This window comes from Gracilibacillus sp. HCP3S3_G5_2 (assembly GCF_052063305.1).
Lineage (GTDB): Bacteria > Bacillota > Bacilli > Bacillales > Amphibacillaceae > Gracilibacillus.
In genome coordinates this window covers 158,695-174,219 of sequence record NZ_JBQHXU010000008.1, presented here as the reverse complement: position 1 = coordinate 174,219, position 15,525 = coordinate 158,695, and the positions used below count along the sequence as shown (strand labels likewise).

Annotated in this window: 18 protein-coding genes; all 18 read left to right on the top strand. The window is 36.2% G+C overall.

The features are described from left to right. The first annotated feature begins 102 nt into the window (after window positions 1–102). The 18 genes from ACTNEP_RS13405 to ACTNEP_RS13320 all read left to right on the top strand — a co-directional run bounded on the left by ACTNEP_RS13405 (window position 103) and on the right by ACTNEP_RS13320 (window position 15,431). Entirely contained in the window at window positions 103–375 is a 273-nt protein-coding gene (locus tag ACTNEP_RS13405; RefSeq protein ID WP_033405291.1) for an HU family DNA-binding protein, read from the top strand. 181 nt (window positions 376–556) lie between these two features. Continuing rightward, complete coding sequence (locus ACTNEP_RS13400) at window positions 557–1,339, top strand: heptaprenyl diphosphate synthase component 1 (protein ID WP_441162523.1); 783 nt, start codon at window positions 557–559, stop codon at window positions 1,337–1,339. Next, window positions 1,336–2,052: a demethylmenaquinone methyltransferase gene (locus tag ACTNEP_RS13395; protein WP_441162522.1), complete on the top strand. Its 717-nt coding sequence runs from the start codon at window positions 1,336–1,338 to the stop codon at window positions 2,050–2,052. The genes ACTNEP_RS13400 and ACTNEP_RS13395 overlap by 4 nt, the downstream gene beginning before the upstream one ends. A gap of 12 nt (window positions 2,053–2,064) precedes the next feature. Then, entirely contained in the window at window positions 2,065–3,036 is a 972-nt protein-coding gene (hepT, locus tag ACTNEP_RS13390; protein WP_441162521.1) for a heptaprenyl diphosphate synthase component II, read from the top strand. A 14-nt stretch (window positions 3,037–3,050) separates the two neighbouring features. Then, window positions 3,051–3,497 (top strand): nucleoside-diphosphate kinase, encoded by a 447-nt coding sequence (ndk, locus tag ACTNEP_RS13385; protein ID WP_441162520.1) that lies wholly within the window; start codon window positions 3,051–3,053, stop codon window positions 3,495–3,497. Window positions 3,498–3,535: 38 nt separating this feature from the next. Then, the gene (locus ACTNEP_RS13380) at window positions 3,536–4,306 is read left to right on the top strand and encodes a CheR family methyltransferase (RefSeq protein ID WP_441162519.1); all 771 of its coding nucleotides are present in this window, start codon (window positions 3,536–3,538) and stop codon (window positions 4,304–4,306) included. 86 nt (window positions 4,307–4,392) lie between these two features. Next, the gene (aroC, locus tag ACTNEP_RS13375) at window positions 4,393–5,559 is read left to right on the top strand and encodes a chorismate synthase (protein WP_441162518.1); all 1,167 of its coding nucleotides are present in this window, start codon (window positions 4,393–4,395) and stop codon (window positions 5,557–5,559) included. Window position 5,560: 1 nt separating this feature from the next. Continuing rightward, window positions 5,561–6,637, top strand: a complete 1,077-nt coding sequence (gene aroB / locus ACTNEP_RS13370; RefSeq protein ID WP_441162517.1) for a 3-dehydroquinate synthase — start codon at window positions 5,561–5,563, stop codon at window positions 6,635–6,637. Continuing rightward, window positions 6,637–7,011, top strand: coding sequence for a chorismate mutase (aroH, locus tag ACTNEP_RS13365; protein WP_441162516.1), 375 nt, complete (start codon window positions 6,637–6,639; stop codon window positions 7,009–7,011). The genes aroB and aroH overlap by 1 nt, the downstream gene beginning before the upstream one ends. 19 nt (window positions 7,012–7,030) lie before the next feature. Next, window positions 7,031–8,119, top strand: coding sequence for a histidinol-phosphate transaminase (hisC, locus tag ACTNEP_RS13360; protein ID WP_441162515.1), 1,089 nt, complete (start codon window positions 7,031–7,033; stop codon window positions 8,117–8,119). Window positions 8,120–8,133: 14 nt separating this feature from the next. After that, window positions 8,134–9,234, top strand: coding sequence for a prephenate dehydrogenase (locus tag ACTNEP_RS13355; protein ID WP_441162514.1), 1,101 nt, complete (start codon window positions 8,134–8,136; stop codon window positions 9,232–9,234). A gap of 12 nt (window positions 9,235–9,246) precedes the next feature. Further along, window positions 9,247–10,536 (top strand): 3-phosphoshikimate 1-carboxyvinyltransferase, encoded by a 1,290-nt coding sequence (gene aroA, locus ACTNEP_RS13350; protein ID WP_441162513.1) that lies wholly within the window; start codon window positions 9,247–9,249, stop codon window positions 10,534–10,536. A 302-nt stretch (window positions 10,537–10,838) separates the two neighbouring features. Then, complete coding sequence (locus tag ACTNEP_RS13345) at window positions 10,839–12,110, top strand: tetratricopeptide repeat protein (RefSeq protein WP_441162512.1); 1,272 nt, start codon at window positions 10,839–10,841, stop codon at window positions 12,108–12,110. Between the two features lie 17 nt (window positions 12,111–12,127). Beyond that, on the top strand, window positions 12,128–12,691 hold the full coding sequence (locus ACTNEP_RS13340; protein ID WP_441162511.1) for a ReoY family proteolytic degradation factor: 564 nt from the start codon (window positions 12,128–12,130) through the stop codon (window positions 12,689–12,691). Between the two features lie 114 nt (window positions 12,692–12,805). Then, a complete protein-coding gene (locus ACTNEP_RS13335) occupies window positions 12,806–13,264 on the top strand; it encodes a DUF2487 family protein (protein WP_441162510.1) in 459 nt (152 codons plus the stop codon). 142 nt (window positions 13,265–13,406) lie between these two features. Next, complete coding sequence (locus ACTNEP_RS13330) at window positions 13,407–13,928, top strand: ubiquinol-cytochrome c reductase iron-sulfur subunit (protein ID WP_441162509.1); 522 nt, start codon at window positions 13,407–13,409, stop codon at window positions 13,926–13,928. A gap of 3 nt (window positions 13,929–13,931) precedes the next feature. Continuing rightward, window positions 13,932–14,606 (top strand): menaquinol-cytochrome c reductase cytochrome b subunit, encoded by a 675-nt coding sequence (gene qcrB, locus ACTNEP_RS13325; protein ID WP_441162508.1) that lies wholly within the window; start codon window positions 13,932–13,934, stop codon window positions 14,604–14,606. 27 nt (window positions 14,607–14,633) lie between these two features. Beyond that, entirely contained in the window at window positions 14,634–15,431 is a 798-nt protein-coding gene (locus ACTNEP_RS13320; protein ID WP_441162507.1) for a c-type cytochrome, read from the top strand. Window positions 15,432–15,525: the final 94 nt, after the last annotated feature.

The following is a 15,525-nucleotide window of genomic DNA, read 5'->3' as shown; positions in this document are numbered from 1 at the left end:
TCTCAGTTATTATAAGCCTTGTCCATAATTTATGGACGGCATTTAGCTATAAGTTTTTCTCTTTTATGAAAATTATAGCTTTATTGGGAGGAGGTGAATATCATGAACAAGACAGATCTAATTAATGCAGTTGCAGAAAAAAGTGAACTTTCTAAAAAAGATGCAACAAAAGCTGTAGATGCAGTTTTTGAATCTATCATGGATTCACTTAAAGATGGAGACAAAGTTCAATTAATTGGTTTTGGTAATTTTGAGGTACGCGAGCGTGCTGCACGTAAAGGGCGTAATCCACAAACTGGGGATGAAATCGAAATTCCAGCAAGCAAAGTGCCTGCTTTTAAACCAGGTAAAGCCCTTAAAGATATCGTAAAATAATATGGTATTACATATGGGCAAAAAAGGGTGCAATCCGCACCCTTTTTTCATACCATCTAATCCTAATACTCCTCTTGAAATTTTCCTCCTAAAAAGACAAGTTTATCTAGCGTGTAAGATGTAAACTTATGCTATACTATGTTAATATAGAGTAGGATTTTGAAGAATTGCGGTGAGTTTGATGACATACATAAAAACGATTAATTATTATACTAACTTAATAACACAAACAATTAACCAACAGTTCTTGGATAAGCATTTAGAAGAACCTGAATTAGATATACATAAACTGATTGCTCTTCACCAATTGGTTCAGGATAAACCTGATGAAGAAGCATTAGTTCAGACTACTATGTTAGTACAAATTGCGCTTAATACTCATGATAAAATAGGCAGTAATTTAGAAGATGAGAATGTAAAAAAACAGCAATTAACAGTATTGGCTGGAGATTATTATTCAGGTATTTATTATTATTTATTAGCTAACCATAATAACTTATCCTTTATTCGTTTGCTTGCAGATGGGATAAATGAAATGACTCAAGCAAAAATGAGTATTTATTATTCCAGTTATGATGATTTTGATAGTTTTCTGAGTGATTATAAAGAAATTGAATGTAAACTAATAGAGAAAGTAGCCGGTTTTGTTGAAAAAACAGATCAACTACCATATCTAACTACATGGCTTTTAGCTAAACGCCTGGAATATGAATTAGTACAGCTGCGTGGAGGTAAGCAAACTTTTTTTCGTCAATTAATATTAGAAAATGTTCGAAGCATACATGATCATCAGCAATTCGAGAAAAAGGTGAAAAAGTATTTATTGCAAACCCATCTGGACTTAGATCAAATCACTGCAAAAAGTAAAGAAGATATAGTAATACCAAAAGATTTAGATATATTTAATTACCATTCGTTAAAGAAAAAGTGGAATATGGTGTTGGAAGAAGGATTATCACAATGACAAAGCAATCAAAAGAAGAAAAAGTACATCAAGTATTTGAGAAAATTTATAATAACTACGATTTTATGAATTCCATTATCTCCTTCCAAAGACATAAAAAATGGAGAACAGACGTGATGAAACGGATGCAAGTACAACCCGGTGCCAAAGCATTAGATGTGTGCTGTGGTACAGGGGATTGGACTTTTTCATTATCTGAAGCTGTAGGAGAAAGCGGAGCTGTAATCGGACTTGACTTTAGTCAAAATATGCTTTCAGTTGCAAAAGAAAGACAAACCGATCATCATGTACAAAATCTCCAGTTTATTCACGGAAATGCAATGGACTTACCATTTGAGGATAACTATTTTGATTATGTGACGATAGGTTTTGGTTTAAGAAATGTGCCAGATTATTTACAAACTTTGAAGGAAATGTATCGGGTAGTTAAACCGGGAGGAATTGTAGTGTGCCTTGAAACCTCACAGCCCACAGGAGCTGTATTCCGAAAATTATACTATTTTTATTTTAAGAATATTATGCCTGTATTTGGTAAGATTTTCGCGAAAAGTTATCAAGAATATGTTTGGCTGCACGAGTCAGCGAAAGATTTTCCAGGAAAAGAAGCATTAAAACATTTATTTGAAGATGCTGGATTTGTTAATGTCCGATTTAAAAGTTATACAGGTGGAGTAGCTGCTATGCATCTAGGTGAAAAACAAGTGGAGAAATAAAGGTGAAGATAAATGAAGCTTGCTAAAACATACGCATTTTTAAAAAAAGATTTATCATTAATTGAAGATGCATTAGAAGAAACAGTTTATGCTGACCAACCAATTTTACACGAAGCATCTACGCAATTATTAAAAGCTGGGGGTAAGAGGCTGAGGCCAGTTTTTGTACTGCTGGCTTCTCAATTTGGAGATTACAACCTTAATAGAATCAAAAATGTCGCGAGTTCATTAGAACTAATCCATATGGCATCGCTAGTACATGATGATGTAATCGATGATTCAGATATAAGGCGTGGCAAACCAACTGTAAAAGCTAAATGGGACAATCAAGTAGCCATGTTAACTGGTGACTATATATTTGCTAAAGCACTACAGCAGTTTACAGAAATAGATAAACCCCGAGCACATCAAATATTAGCTAAAACAATGATGGAGTTAACAATTGGTGAAATTGAACAAATTAAAGATAAATACAACTTAGAGCAGAATTTAAGGGTATATCTAAGAAGGATAAAAAGGAAGACAGCACTGTTAATTTCATCCAGTTGTCAATTAGGAGCTATTGCTGCTGACGCAGACCATGAAACAGAAAAAGCTTTAGTCAGATATGGCTACTATATGGGGATGTCCTATCAAATTATTGATGATATATTAGACTTTACTGCTTCAGAAAAAGAACTGGGTAAACCAGCTGGAAGTGATCTGATTCAAGGAAACATTACTTTACCTGTATTGTATGCTATGGAAAACCATTCCATCCGACAAGAGTTGGAAAAGGCTTTTGTAGATAATAGGAATATCAGCCAAAATCAGTTGCAGCCTATTATTAACAAAATAGCAAAGTCAGATGCCATAACAAAAGCTAGAAAAGTTAGTGATCAATATTTGCAGAAAGCATATGAATCACTTAATATATTGCCAAATATTCAAGCAAAAGAAGCTTTAGCTAATATTGCTAATTACATAGGAAATAGAAAAATATAACGAGGTGAAATAGTATGGAGCAGACATTCATTATGATAAAACCAGATGCTGTACAACGTAATTTAATCGGTGAAATTATTGCTAGGTTTGAAAGAAAAGGTTTTAAATTAGTAGCAGCAAAACTTATGACTATTTCTGAAACATTGGCAAAGCAGCATTATGCGGAACATGACGGAAAGTCTTTTTTTAATGACTTAGTATCGTTTATTACTTCTGGTCCTGTATTTGCAATGGTATGGCAGGGTGAAAATGTAATTGCAACGTCTAGAAAAATGATGGGAAAAACAAATCCTCAGGAAGCAGAAACGGGTACAATCAGAGGAGATTATGGAATGGTTACCCATCGAAATATCATTCATGGGTCGGATTCCCCTGAAAGTGCAGCAAGAGAAATTAATCTGTTTTTCAACAAAGAAGAAATACAAAGCTATGAGAAGAATGTAGACAAATGGCTCTCATAAGTTATATAGGATATCTGATATTATAAGGGAGAAGAGACATGACAGATTATCAGACTTTTATCGGTCAAATATACAAAAAGACCGGCCTCGATTTAGCCTTGTACAAAGAAGTCCAAATGAAAAGGCGTTTAACTTCATTACGGAATAAACGAGGCTATGATTCCTTTGATAAATACTTTAAGGCAATCAATAATGATCAACAATTACTCCAGGAATTTTTAGATAAAGTAACGATAAATGTATCAGAATTTTATCGCAATCCAACAAGGTGGAAAGTTCTTCAAAATAAAATTTTGCCGGCATTAAAAGAATCGAAGTGTAGAATAAAGATTTGGAGTGCTGCATGTTCAACAGGTGAGGAGCCATACACTTTAGCAATTATCGCTCATCAATTCTGGAATTTAAAATCCATCGACATCTTAGCAACAGATATAGATCCTAATGTGTTAGCTAGAGCACAGCAAGGCATTTATAATGAGAGAGCGTTACAAGAAGTACCTGCTGATATTAAGCAGAAATATTTTCACCGAGAAGGTGATACATATAAAGTTGATGAACAATTAAAACAAACGATCACTTTTAAAGAACATAATTTGCTAGCAGATAAGTACCCATCCAATATAGATTTAATCGTTTGTCGAAATGTGCTTATCTATTTTACAGAAGATGCAAAAAGTATGATTTATCATAAATTTAGTGAAGCTCTAGCAGATGACGGCGTATTTTTCGTTGGAAGTACCGAGCAAATATTTTCACCCGAAAAATATGGACTAGAAGTGATGGATACTTTTTTTTATGGAAAAAAATAAATTGCAAAAAATCAGAAAATTTCTGCGCACAAATCTTCCATGCTGTGTTATAGTATTACAAAAATGAATTATCAAGGGGGATAACAATGCGATATTTAACAGCAGGTGAATCGCATGGTAAACAACAAACAACAATAATCGAAGGATTACCAGCAAGAATGCCAATTACGCAAGATGATATTAATGATTCGCTTCTGCGTCGTCAGAAAGGACACGGAAGAGGGAAGCGAATGCAAATAGAGAAAGATTTAGTAGATATAGTAGGTGGTGTCCGTCATGGTTATACATTAGGATCACCGATCGCACTAGTCGTGCATAATGATGATTTTAAGCATTGGATCGATGTAATGGGAGAAGATCCCGTACCTGAGGATCAAAATATCCGTCGTGTTGTAACTCGTCCACGACCTGGACATGCTGATCTAAATGGCGCACTAAAATATGGACACCGGGATATGCGCAATATTTTAGAACGTTCATCTGCAAGGGAAACTACAGCACGAGTTGCTGCAGGTGCTGTTGCAAAGACATTATTAAAACAACTAGATATAAAAATCGTCGGATATGTAAAGGAAATTGCCGGAATTAAAGCAGAAGAAAAGCCGGATTTATCAATAGATGAGAAGATTCGCATTTCAGAAGATTCTCCTGTTCGGAGTTTAGATGAGGTAGCTGGAAAACAAATGATGGATGCGATTGATCAAGCAAAGAAAGACGGGGATTCCATCGGTGGTGTCTGTGAGGTGGCAGTTGAAGGACTTCCAGCAGGGATTGGGTCCTATGTGCACTATGATCGGAAATTAGATGGTCGTATTGCTGGAGCAGTGCAAAGTATTAACGCGTTTAAAGGTGTGGAATTTGGTATTGGTTTCGAAGCAGCTCGTAAAAATGGCAGTGAGGTACACGATGAAATCCTCTGGTCTGAAGAACGAGGTTACTACCGAAGAACAAATCGTCTAGGTGGATTTGAAGGTGGTATGACAACGGGGATGCCAATCATTGTTAAAGGTGTTATGAAGCCTATCCCTACACTATACAAGCCATTACAAAGTGTCGATATTGAAACGAAAGATCCTTTTAATGCTAGTATTGAAAGATCTGACTCATGTGCTGTTCCTGCTGCAGCTGTTGTAATGGAGCATGTAGTAGCTTTCGAAATTGCTAAAGCAATTTTAGAACAATTTCCGAATGATCAATTTCCAAAATTAAAGGATGCGATAGAGCAATACCGTGAGGAAATAAGGTGCTTCTAACATGCATAAGCAGACGATAACTACTAGTACCAATCAATATGACGTTATTGTTGGAATGGGTATTTTGGAAAATTTGAAAGAGTATTTACCGAAAGACTACCAAAATATTTTAGTTATTACCGATTCAATTGTAAACGACCTTTATACAGAGAAAGTAACCACTAATTTGCCAAAGAAAGCTAAAGTATTTATAAGTGTAGTTCCTTCTGGTGAAGCTTCGAAAAGCATTGAGCAATATTATCAATTATTAACAGATGCCATTCACTATCAACTGGATCGAAAATCACTAATTATTGCACTTGGTGGAGGCATGATCGGGGATTTAGCAGGTTTTGTTGCAGCGACTTATATGAGAGGGATTGACTATATACAAATACCGACAACCATTTTAGCTCATGATAGTAGCGTTGGTGGTAAAGTAGCGATTAATCATCCTGAAGGTAAAAATTTAATCGGAAACTTTTATCCACCCCAAGCAGTACTTTACGATATCGATACGTTACATTCATTACCCGATAAAGAATTACGGTCAGGATATGCCGAAGTAGTCAAACACGGTTTTATTAGTGACGTAGCTTACTTGGAGGATATATTGGAAGTAGACCTTACTGAAGAGATAAACCCAAAAAAAATGACAGATCATCTACAAAAAGGGATCTCCGTAAAAGCAAAAATAGTGGAACAAGATGAGAAGGAATCGAACATTCGCAAATATTTGAATTTTGGTCACACTTTAGGTCACGCGATTGAAGCAGAGCTTGGATATGGGAAGATTACGCATGGTGAAGCAGTTGCAATAGGGATGCTATTTGCCATAAGAGTAAGTGAACAACAATTAAAAAGTAAATTACCGTATACACCATTTTATAACTGGTTATCAATTAATCACTACCCTTTAGATTTACCATCCATGCCTGTTGAAAAACTTATTGAACGTATGAAAAAAGATAAAAAATCAGAGAATTCAACCGTTCAAATGGTATTGTTACAAGAAATAGGAGAGCCTGTAACTAAAAATATATCAGATCGAGACCTCACCAATCTTCTAGAAAACTTTATGAGAGAGTTGGGTTCATAATGATAAGAGGGATACGGGGAGCAACTACTGTAAAGAACAATGATGCGGATGAAATGGTCCAAGCTACAAAAGAAATGATGGAGGCAATGGCAAAAGAGAATGATATCGATCCAGAAATGATTGCTTCTGTGATGATTTCCGTAACACCTGATTTAAACGCCACTTTTCCAGCAAAAGCTCTAAGACTTATTGATGGATGGAAGTATGTTCCAGTAATGTGCATGCCGGAGATCAATGTTCCTGGTAGTCTACCTAAATGCATTCGGGTGATGATGACGGTTAATACATCTAAATCGCAAAAGGAAATCGAACATATATATTTAAACGACGCAGTTAAACTAAGGCCAGACCTACTAGAAGAGAAAAATAAGTAAATTGGGAGGAGTTAAACCATTGCAAGCAAAACAAGTATTTCAAACTATGTCACCATATACACCAGGTAAACAAATAGAAGATGTAAAAAAAGAATATGGTTTATCTAAGATAGTGAAGCTAGCTTCAAATGAGAACCCATTTGGTTATTCTGAAAAAGTAAAAGAAGCTATCCCAAGTATGATCGATCACTTGGAAATTTATCCAGATGGACATGCGACTGCATTGAGAGAAACATTATCTCGTAAATTAAAGGTTGGAGAGAAGCAATTAATTTTTGGTTGTGGTTCTGATGAAGTAGTCGATCTTATTTGCCGCACTTATTTAGAAAAAGGATCGAATACAGTAATGGCAACTCCAACATTCCCACAATATAAACATAACGCATTAATTCAAGGGGCAGAAATTGTCGAAGTTCCTCTAATTAATGGCTATCATGATTTAGAAGCAATGCTTGAGAAAATCAATCGAGAAACCAAAGTGGTATGGCTTTGCTCACCTAATAATCCAACAGGTTCATTAATTAGTCGTAATAAGTTAGTGAATTTTTTAGACAGATGTCCATCAGAGGTAATGGTTGTTTTAGATGAGGCCTATTATGAGTATATAGAAGCAAATAAAAATCCAGATAGTATTAGCTTATTAACTGAATATCCGAATTTAGTAATATTAAGGACATTTTCAAAAGCATATGGTCTTGCTAATTTACGTGTAGGCTATGGGGTCGCATCAGAGGAGATTGCGACTTATTTAAATATAACACGTGGGCCATTTAATACAACGTCCATTTCACAATTATCTGCTCTCATAGCGCTTGAAGATGAAGAATTTTTACAAAATACTTACAATCAAAATATTGCTAATAAAAGAGAATTTATGAGAAGCTGTGATGCGTTAGGTTTAAGCTATTATGATTCAGAGGCAAATTTCCTCTTTGTGAAATTACCGACATCTGGTGATGCATTATTTGAATACTTATTGAAAAAAGGATTCATCATTCGCTCAGGTGAAGCATTAGGGCACCCTGATGGTGTTCGGATTACGATCGGTTCTAAAGAACAAATGAGTGAATTAGTAACCAACATAAGAGAATATTTAGCATCAATATAAAAGGAGAATAAATCGTGAAGCAAACGGTTTTAATAGCGGGTCTCGGCTTAATTGGAGGCTCGCTTGCTTTAAGTATACGAGAAAACAAAGAATTACAATTAATAGGGTATGACTCTAACTATAGTACGCTTGAATATGCCAAAATGAATAAAATGGTTGATGAGGTTTATAGTGATTTTGCAGAAGCAGTTGTGAAGGCGGATGTTTGTATCTTAGCTGCACCAGTTTCTGTGACAGTGGAGCTAATTAACCAGTTAAATCATATTCCGTTTAAAAAGCCGATTATTATAACAGATGTTGGGTCTGTCAAAGGTCCTATTATGGAGGCGTCAAGTAAAATTAACTCCCCTCAAATAGCGTTTATAGGTGGACATCCAATGGCGGGTTCGCATAAGAAAGGAATACAAGCTGCGAAGAAACATTTATTTGAGAATGCAATTTATGTTCTATCTCCAACTAGAAGTTCTTCAGATGAGGATGTGGACAGATTACAGGCACTTTTAATGCCAACCAAATCTATATTTCTTATTTTAGAGCCAGAAGAACACGATGAGATGACAAGTGTCATTTCACATTTCCCACATTTGATTGCATCATCACTAGTTCATCAGGCAAGAAGGTGGCAAAAAACCCATCCATATATATATAAGCTCGCTGCTGGAGGCTTTCGTGATATTACACGGATTGCTTCTAGTAATCCTACAATGTGGAAAGATATCTTCTTTCAAAACCGATCGAAAATGAGTCGTCTTTTGGAAGATTGGATAGAAGAAATGAGACATTTAAAAGAATTGATTGACACTGGAGAGCAAACACAGATTCAGCAATATCTAGAACAAGCACGAGAGTATCGTGATGGCCTAGATACTCGCAAGCAAGGAGCTATTCCATCCTATTACGATGTATATGTTGATATCTTTGACCAACCTGGTGCGATCTTAAAAGTAATCGAAATATTGGCAAAGCACGAGATTAGTATTAAGAATATTGAAATACTGGAGATTAGGGAAGGAATTACTGGTGTTTTACGATTAAGCTTCCAAAACAAAAATGATCAGGAATTAAGTCAAGCCATCTTAAAGAAAAATCACTATGATACGGTGATTGAAGAATAGGAGAGGTCTATCTTGTCGCAAAAAGTATTAGCATTTGAAAATAAGACACTATCAGGTAATATGGTGGTGCCAGGAGATAAGTCGATATCTCATCGAGCAGTAATGTTTGGTTCTTTAGCGGAAGGAAAAACCAAGATCACGAACTTTTTAGCTGGTGAAGACTGTTTGTCAACCATAAGTGCTTTTCAAGCGATGGGGGTTTCGATTAAGCGTGAAAAAAGTACTGTATGGATCGAGTCAAGAGGAATTAACGGATTAAAAGAACCAGTTCAACCGATTGACTTAGGTAACTCCGGTACAACTGCTCGACTTCTGATGGGTATTTTAGCCGGATTACCATATCATTTTACATTATACGGCGATGCTTCTCTTTCTCAACGGCCAATGGATCGTATTGCCAAACCTCTACGAGAGATGGGTGCAAAAATTGATGGCCGTGAGAACGGAAGGTTACTTCCAATGGCTGTAAGAGGTGGTCATTTATCACCTATACATTTCAAGCCACCTGTAAAAAGTGCTCAAGTAAAGTCAGGTGTCTTATTAGCTGGTCTTTTAACAGATGGAGTGACGACAGTTGAAGAAGTGACGAAAACGCGGGATCACACGGAAAATATGTTAAAGGCGTTCGGTGCTGATATAGAGGTAGAGGGTACAAAAGTAAAAATAGCTGGTAATAAAAAATTAACCGGCTGTGATATTGAAGTGCCAGGTGATATTTCTTCTGCAGCCTTTTTCTTGGTAGCAGCTGCTATAACGGAAGGAAGCCGTGTTACTATTAAAAATGTTGGCTTGAACCCAACTCGAACAGGGATCATAGATGTGCTGAAGCTGATGGAGGTTACGATTAATGTCACAGAAACTAGAACAATTGGTGGGGAACCGATAGGTGATATTACGGTAGAAGCTTCCGAGCCAAAAGGTGCCCTAATCGAAGGGGACATTATTCCAAGAATTATTGATGAAATTCCGATTATTGCGTTACTTGCAACGCAAGCATCCGGTCAAACGGTTATCAAGGATGCAGAAGAATTGCGTTTTAAAGAAACAGATCGAATAGAATCAGTAGTTCAAACATTAGCGAAACTAGGTGCAACTATTACTAGTACAAAAGATGGTATGGTCATTGAAGGGAACACACAGCTTCATGGCGGTGTAACGGAGTCATACGGTGATCATAGGATTGGAATGATGATTGCGATTGCGTCTCTGTTAACGGATGAAAAAGTAGAATTACATGATGCTGAATGTATTGCCGTCTCCTATCCAAATTTTTTCGAAGATTTACATTCCTTGTTAAACTAAATAAGTAAAACTTCCATCAACAGGGGTTTTGAATTCCTACTAATGGATAGCAAAATTTATCAGGAAGTTAGCGTCCGCATATTTTCTACTTTGTTTTTTGTTATTACGCAAAACATAAAGTAGGGTTTCCGGATAAGTTAACGTAGTGATAGATCCACGTTCAACTAAAATGAAACGTGGATCTTTTTTAGTTGTGTATCAAGTAAAGCTTGCTATTAATAATTTGTCTTAGTTGCTGTATTGGGTGTTATCCGATAAGATGTAAGGAGAGATGGATACGTTATAAAGAAAGGTTGAAAACATTGAATACTATTGAACAAGCAATTGAAATGATTCATGCTGGAGAAGTCGAGAAGGCTCTATCGTTACTTAACGAAACCGCTTCTTCAGCAGATATAGATACTAAGCTGGAAATTTCACAAATTTTCATGGAATTAGGTAATCATGATTTAGCACAATCTCTTTTAGAAGAAATCGTTGATACAGAACCAGGTAATAGTGAGGCAAAATTATTTTTAGCAGATATTATGATTGACGATAATAAGGATGAACAAGCAATTGAGTTATTGAATGAGATAGAAGAAGGTGACGATAATTACCTTCAAGCATTAGTCCAACTTGCAGACCTATATCAAGCACAAGGTTTGTTTGAAGTGGCAGAAAGAAAATTACTTATTGCAAAAAATATGGCACCTGAAGAAACAATCATCGATTTTGCTCTCGGTGAATTATTATTTTCCTCCGGTGAATACCATAAATCAATTATCTATTATGAGAAAATCAAGGAAAAAAACGAAGAATTTGCTGGGGTTAATATTGCCAGTCGATTAGCAGAAGCATATGCTTTAAACGGCGAGTTTGAAGCGTCCCTCGATTACTATCAAACCCTTGATACTGGAGATCCGGAAACACTCTTTCGCTACGGATTTTTAGCGTATAAGTCCGAGAGATTTGAAATAGCCATTCATGCTTGGGAAAAACTGTTGGAAGAAGAGTTAGAATATCCTTCTGTGTATTTGTATTTAGCTAAAGCATATGAAGAAGAAGGAATGATACAAGAAGCCTATCAAACAGCTAATCAAGGTGTAGAAATGGACCCGTTTAATAAGGAAATGTGGTTTACAGCAGGCAGAATCACATTTAAGACTGGAGAGGCTGACAAAGCATTTGAGTTAGTGAAAAAGGCGATAGCGTTAGATAATGAATATCAGGAAGCACTCTTATTCCTAGTAGAGACATATAAGAAGCAAGGAAATCATTCGGAAATTATTGACCTTCTTACTGAACAAATTACTATCGAACCGTTAGATGGTATTTTTTATTGGGAGCTTGCTAAAGCCTTTCATGAGGAAGAAGAGTATAAACAGGCATTAAATGCGTACCAAAATGCATACAATAAAATTAAGGAAGATACCGACTTCTTAAAGGATTATGGATATTTTTTAGTAGAGGAAGGGAGGATCAGTACAGCGGTGCAGGTCTTTGAAGAATATATGGTTTTAGAACCATCTGATTTTGATATACGACAATATACTGAACGGTTGAAAGATCAAAATAATGATACTCTCTTTTAAATGGAGGGGAAGTGAAATTGGAAACTTCAATTCGTGTAGAGGATAAAAAATCATTTATTCAATGGTTTTTAGGAAATTATCAGTTGAAAAAAAGAGAAAGTGTTTGGATTCTAAATTATTTATTGAATCATGAACAGTTATTGAAGCATGTTCACTTTGTTTTGGAAGCTCGTTTTTGTCCAAGAGCCATGATCATTTCTACACATTGTTCAAAAGAGATAGCTTTTCGTTTTTATAAAAAACACATTGTGACAACAGATGCTGATAAGTCGTTCCATGATATACGGTTGCACGCTAAAGAGCCAATATATGTACAACTCAACTTTAAAGACTCCAAACAATGTATCCCTTATATGAAAGTATTAGAGGATAATCCGTTTATTCCAGATGACTATTTCTTGACCAAAAGTGATAAGAAACTAGCGGAAGAGTGGTTGGAGTATTCGTTATATGAATATAAAAAAGAAATGTTACTCCAAAATATTAATAAAGCTTTAGATCAAAAAAATCAACAATTATTTGAACAATATTCTGAACAATTGAAAAAATTGGAAGCATCCTATATTATTAAGAGTGAATAATTGCTAAACGGGAGACCCATTTGGGGATATTCCGTTTCTTTTTGTGAATGCTTGTCTACTTAACATCCGTCTAAATATTTCATGTTCTAACAGTCATAGCAGGGAGGATAATAGATGCAGTGGAAAAAGAAAGATCTTGAACTTTTTTTTCAATCAAAAGAGTATATTGATACTCTTTGTATACCACTAGTACCTTTAGATTTACAAACAGAATCAGAAGCAATAAAATTAGCAGATCAAACGAAGACGTTACAGATTATATCAGATGAATTAGAACGAAATTATACGGGTAGAATAATGTTAAGTCCACCTTATACATATATACGTTGTACAAAATATGAACAAGAAAGTGCGATGCTTAATCAGTGGACAAGCATGCTTTCTAATAATCATTTCAAACATGTATTTCTACTTACCTATGATGTAAACTGGAAGAAGCATGAGCATCTTCTAGAGCATCATTTGATATGGTTAACTGCAACTACTATTGAAGACTATCAAACCAAGCAAACCAAAAAATGGGTGGATGAGCAAGTAAATCAGATCAGTGAGTTAATTAGAAGTTATTGGTAAGAGAACTTCTTAATAGAAAATAGCTATTTATAGATGACATTTTATTGACCATAACTTTAGTTTGCGCTATCATAGTAATGTCCTAGTAATGTTAAGAGATTATAATCCATGAAGTCGGAATATGTGTAGAGGGGGGTAAATAATGTCAGAGAAAAAACAACAAGTGTCCCGTCGTCAATTTCTTAATTATTCATTAACAGGTGTTGGCGGATTTATGGCTGCTAGTATGCTTGCACCAATGGTTCGTTTTGCCATTGATCCAGTTTTGCAAGCTACAGGTGGTAGTGATATGCAGGCAGTCGCTGATGTATCGGAAATAACAGAAGAGCCTCAACGGTTTGACTGGACTGTTGAACAAGTCGATGCTTGGTACACGTCAGACGTAACACACAGTGCATGGGTTTATATAGATGAAAATGATGAAATTGTAGCGTTATCACCAACATGTAAACACTTAGGCTGTGCCGTAAACTGGGCTGGGAATCCAGACTATCCTGACCAATTCTTCTGTCCATGTCATGATGGACGATATTACAAAAATGGTTTGAATGTTCCAGATACACCACCGAATGCAGCATTAGATTTATTTGAACATGAAGTGAGAGACGGAACATTATATCTTGGAAATATTATCGAGAATACGGTTCAGGAAGGAGGGGCTTAATAGATGCTACAGAAGATTTATGATTGGATAGATGAACGTGTGGATATAACCCCACTCTGGCGTGACATTGCGGATCACGAAGTACCAGAGCATGTGAATCCTGCGCATCATTTTTCCGCGTTCGTATATTGCTTTGGTGGCTTAACATTCTTTGTTACAGTCATTCAAATTTTATCAGGGATGTTTCTAACGATGTACTACGTGCCTGATATTGAAAATGCATGGCGTTCTGTTTATTATTTACAAACAGAAGTCGCGCACGGTCAAATTGTAAGGGGTATGCACCACTGGGGAGCCAGTGTGGTTATTGTGATGTTATTTTTACATACGTTACGTGTTTTCTTCCAAGGTGCTTATAAGAAGCCACGTGAGTTAAACTGGATGGTAGGTGTTCTTCTTTTCTTCGTAATGCTTGCACTAGGTTTAACCGGTTACTTATTACCGTGGGATAATAAAGCATATTTTGCTACAGTAGTAACACTTGAAATTGCAGAAGGTGTACCTGTTATTGGTGAAATGGCTAAAACACTACTAAATGGGGATCCATCTATTGTAGGGGCCCAAACATTAGCTAGATTCTTTGCGATTCACGTGTTCTTCTTACCAGCAGCACTATTTGTGTTGATGGCTATTCACTTTATCATGATTCGTAAACAAGGGATTTCTGGTCCGCTATAGAATACAGCTAACGAAGGAGGGATAGCAGTGAAACGAGGAAAAGGGATGAAGTTTGTCGGTGATTCGCGTGTTACAGCTGACAAACAAAAGTTTATTCCGAAAGATTATTCGGAATATCCTGGTAGAACGGAAGCGTTTTGGCCTAATTACTTGTTAAAAGAATGGTTAGTAGGGGCAGTATTTTTAGTAGGTTTCTTGTGCTTAACTATTGCACACCCTGCACCATTAGAGAAGATGGCCGATCCAACTGATACTAGTTATTTACCATTGCCAGACTGGTATTTCTTATTTTTATATCAATTATTGAAGTATAAATTTGCGAGTGCAGAATTTTTTGTATTAGGTGCCATTGTTATGCCAGGACTAGCATTTGGAGCACTTTTCTTAGCACCTTTCCTAGATAGAGGGAAAGAACGTCGACCACATAAACGTCCAATCGCGACCGGGTTAATGCTTCTTAGTTTTGCGGCTGTATTTTGGTTAACTTATGAAGCAGCAGCACACGTTGACTGGGAAGAAAAAGCAGAAAACAATAGACCGGAGTGGCCAGATAGTCAACCAACTGTTGAAATAGATGAGTCTGATCCTGGATATGCCCTGTATGAAGAGAACAGCTGTCTTAATTGTCACGGTGGAGATTTAACAGGCGGGGGAGCTGCACCGGGGTTAATTGGTATCGATTTAGATGTGGAAGAAATTAAAGATATCGCAGTTAATGGTATCGGTACGATGCCTGCTGATCAATTTCAAGGTACTGAGGAAGAATTACAGCAACTTGCAGAGTTTATTGTTTCAGTAAACGAACAAGCAGCAGAAGAAGAATAGATCAAAACCCTCGCTCGTCATCAAACATGAGCGAGGGTTTTGTATTGGATTTTATTTTGGAGTGCTGAGTTGTAACACCAGCAAACTATTTTTT

Coding starts and splice junctions, on each gene's coding strand:
- ACTNEP_RS13380 (WP_441162519.1), top strand. CDS start 3,536: ATGACAGATTATCAGACTTTTATCGGTCAAATATACAAAAAGACCGGC.
- ACTNEP_RS13405 (WP_033405291.1), top strand. CDS start 103: ATGAACAAGACAGATCTAATTAATGCAGTTGCAGAAAAAAGTGAACTT.
- ACTNEP_RS13400 (WP_441162523.1), top strand. CDS start 557: ATGACATACATAAAAACGATTAATTATTATACTAACTTAATAACACAA.
- hepT (WP_441162521.1), top strand. CDS start 2,065: ATGAAGCTTGCTAAAACATACGCATTTTTAAAAAAAGATTTATCATTA.
- aroB (WP_441162517.1), top strand. CDS start 5,561: ATGCATAAGCAGACGATAACTACTAGTACCAATCAATATGACGTTATT.
- ACTNEP_RS13330 (WP_441162509.1), top strand. CDS start 13,407: ATGTCAGAGAAAAAACAACAAGTGTCCCGTCGTCAATTTCTTAATTAT.
- ACTNEP_RS13395 (WP_441162522.1), top strand. CDS start 1,336: ATGACAAAGCAATCAAAAGAAGAAAAAGTACATCAAGTATTTGAGAAA.
- aroH (WP_441162516.1), top strand. CDS start 6,637: ATGATAAGAGGGATACGGGGAGCAACTACTGTAAAGAACAATGATGCG.
- qcrB (WP_441162508.1), top strand. CDS start 13,932: ATGCTACAGAAGATTTATGATTGGATAGATGAACGTGTGGATATAACC.
- ndk (WP_441162520.1), top strand. CDS start 3,051: ATGGAGCAGACATTCATTATGATAAAACCAGATGCTGTACAACGTAAT.
- ACTNEP_RS13335 (WP_441162510.1), top strand. CDS start 12,806: ATGCAGTGGAAAAAGAAAGATCTTGAACTTTTTTTTCAATCAAAAGAG.
- aroC (WP_441162518.1), top strand. CDS start 4,393: ATGCGATATTTAACAGCAGGTGAATCGCATGGTAAACAACAAACAACA.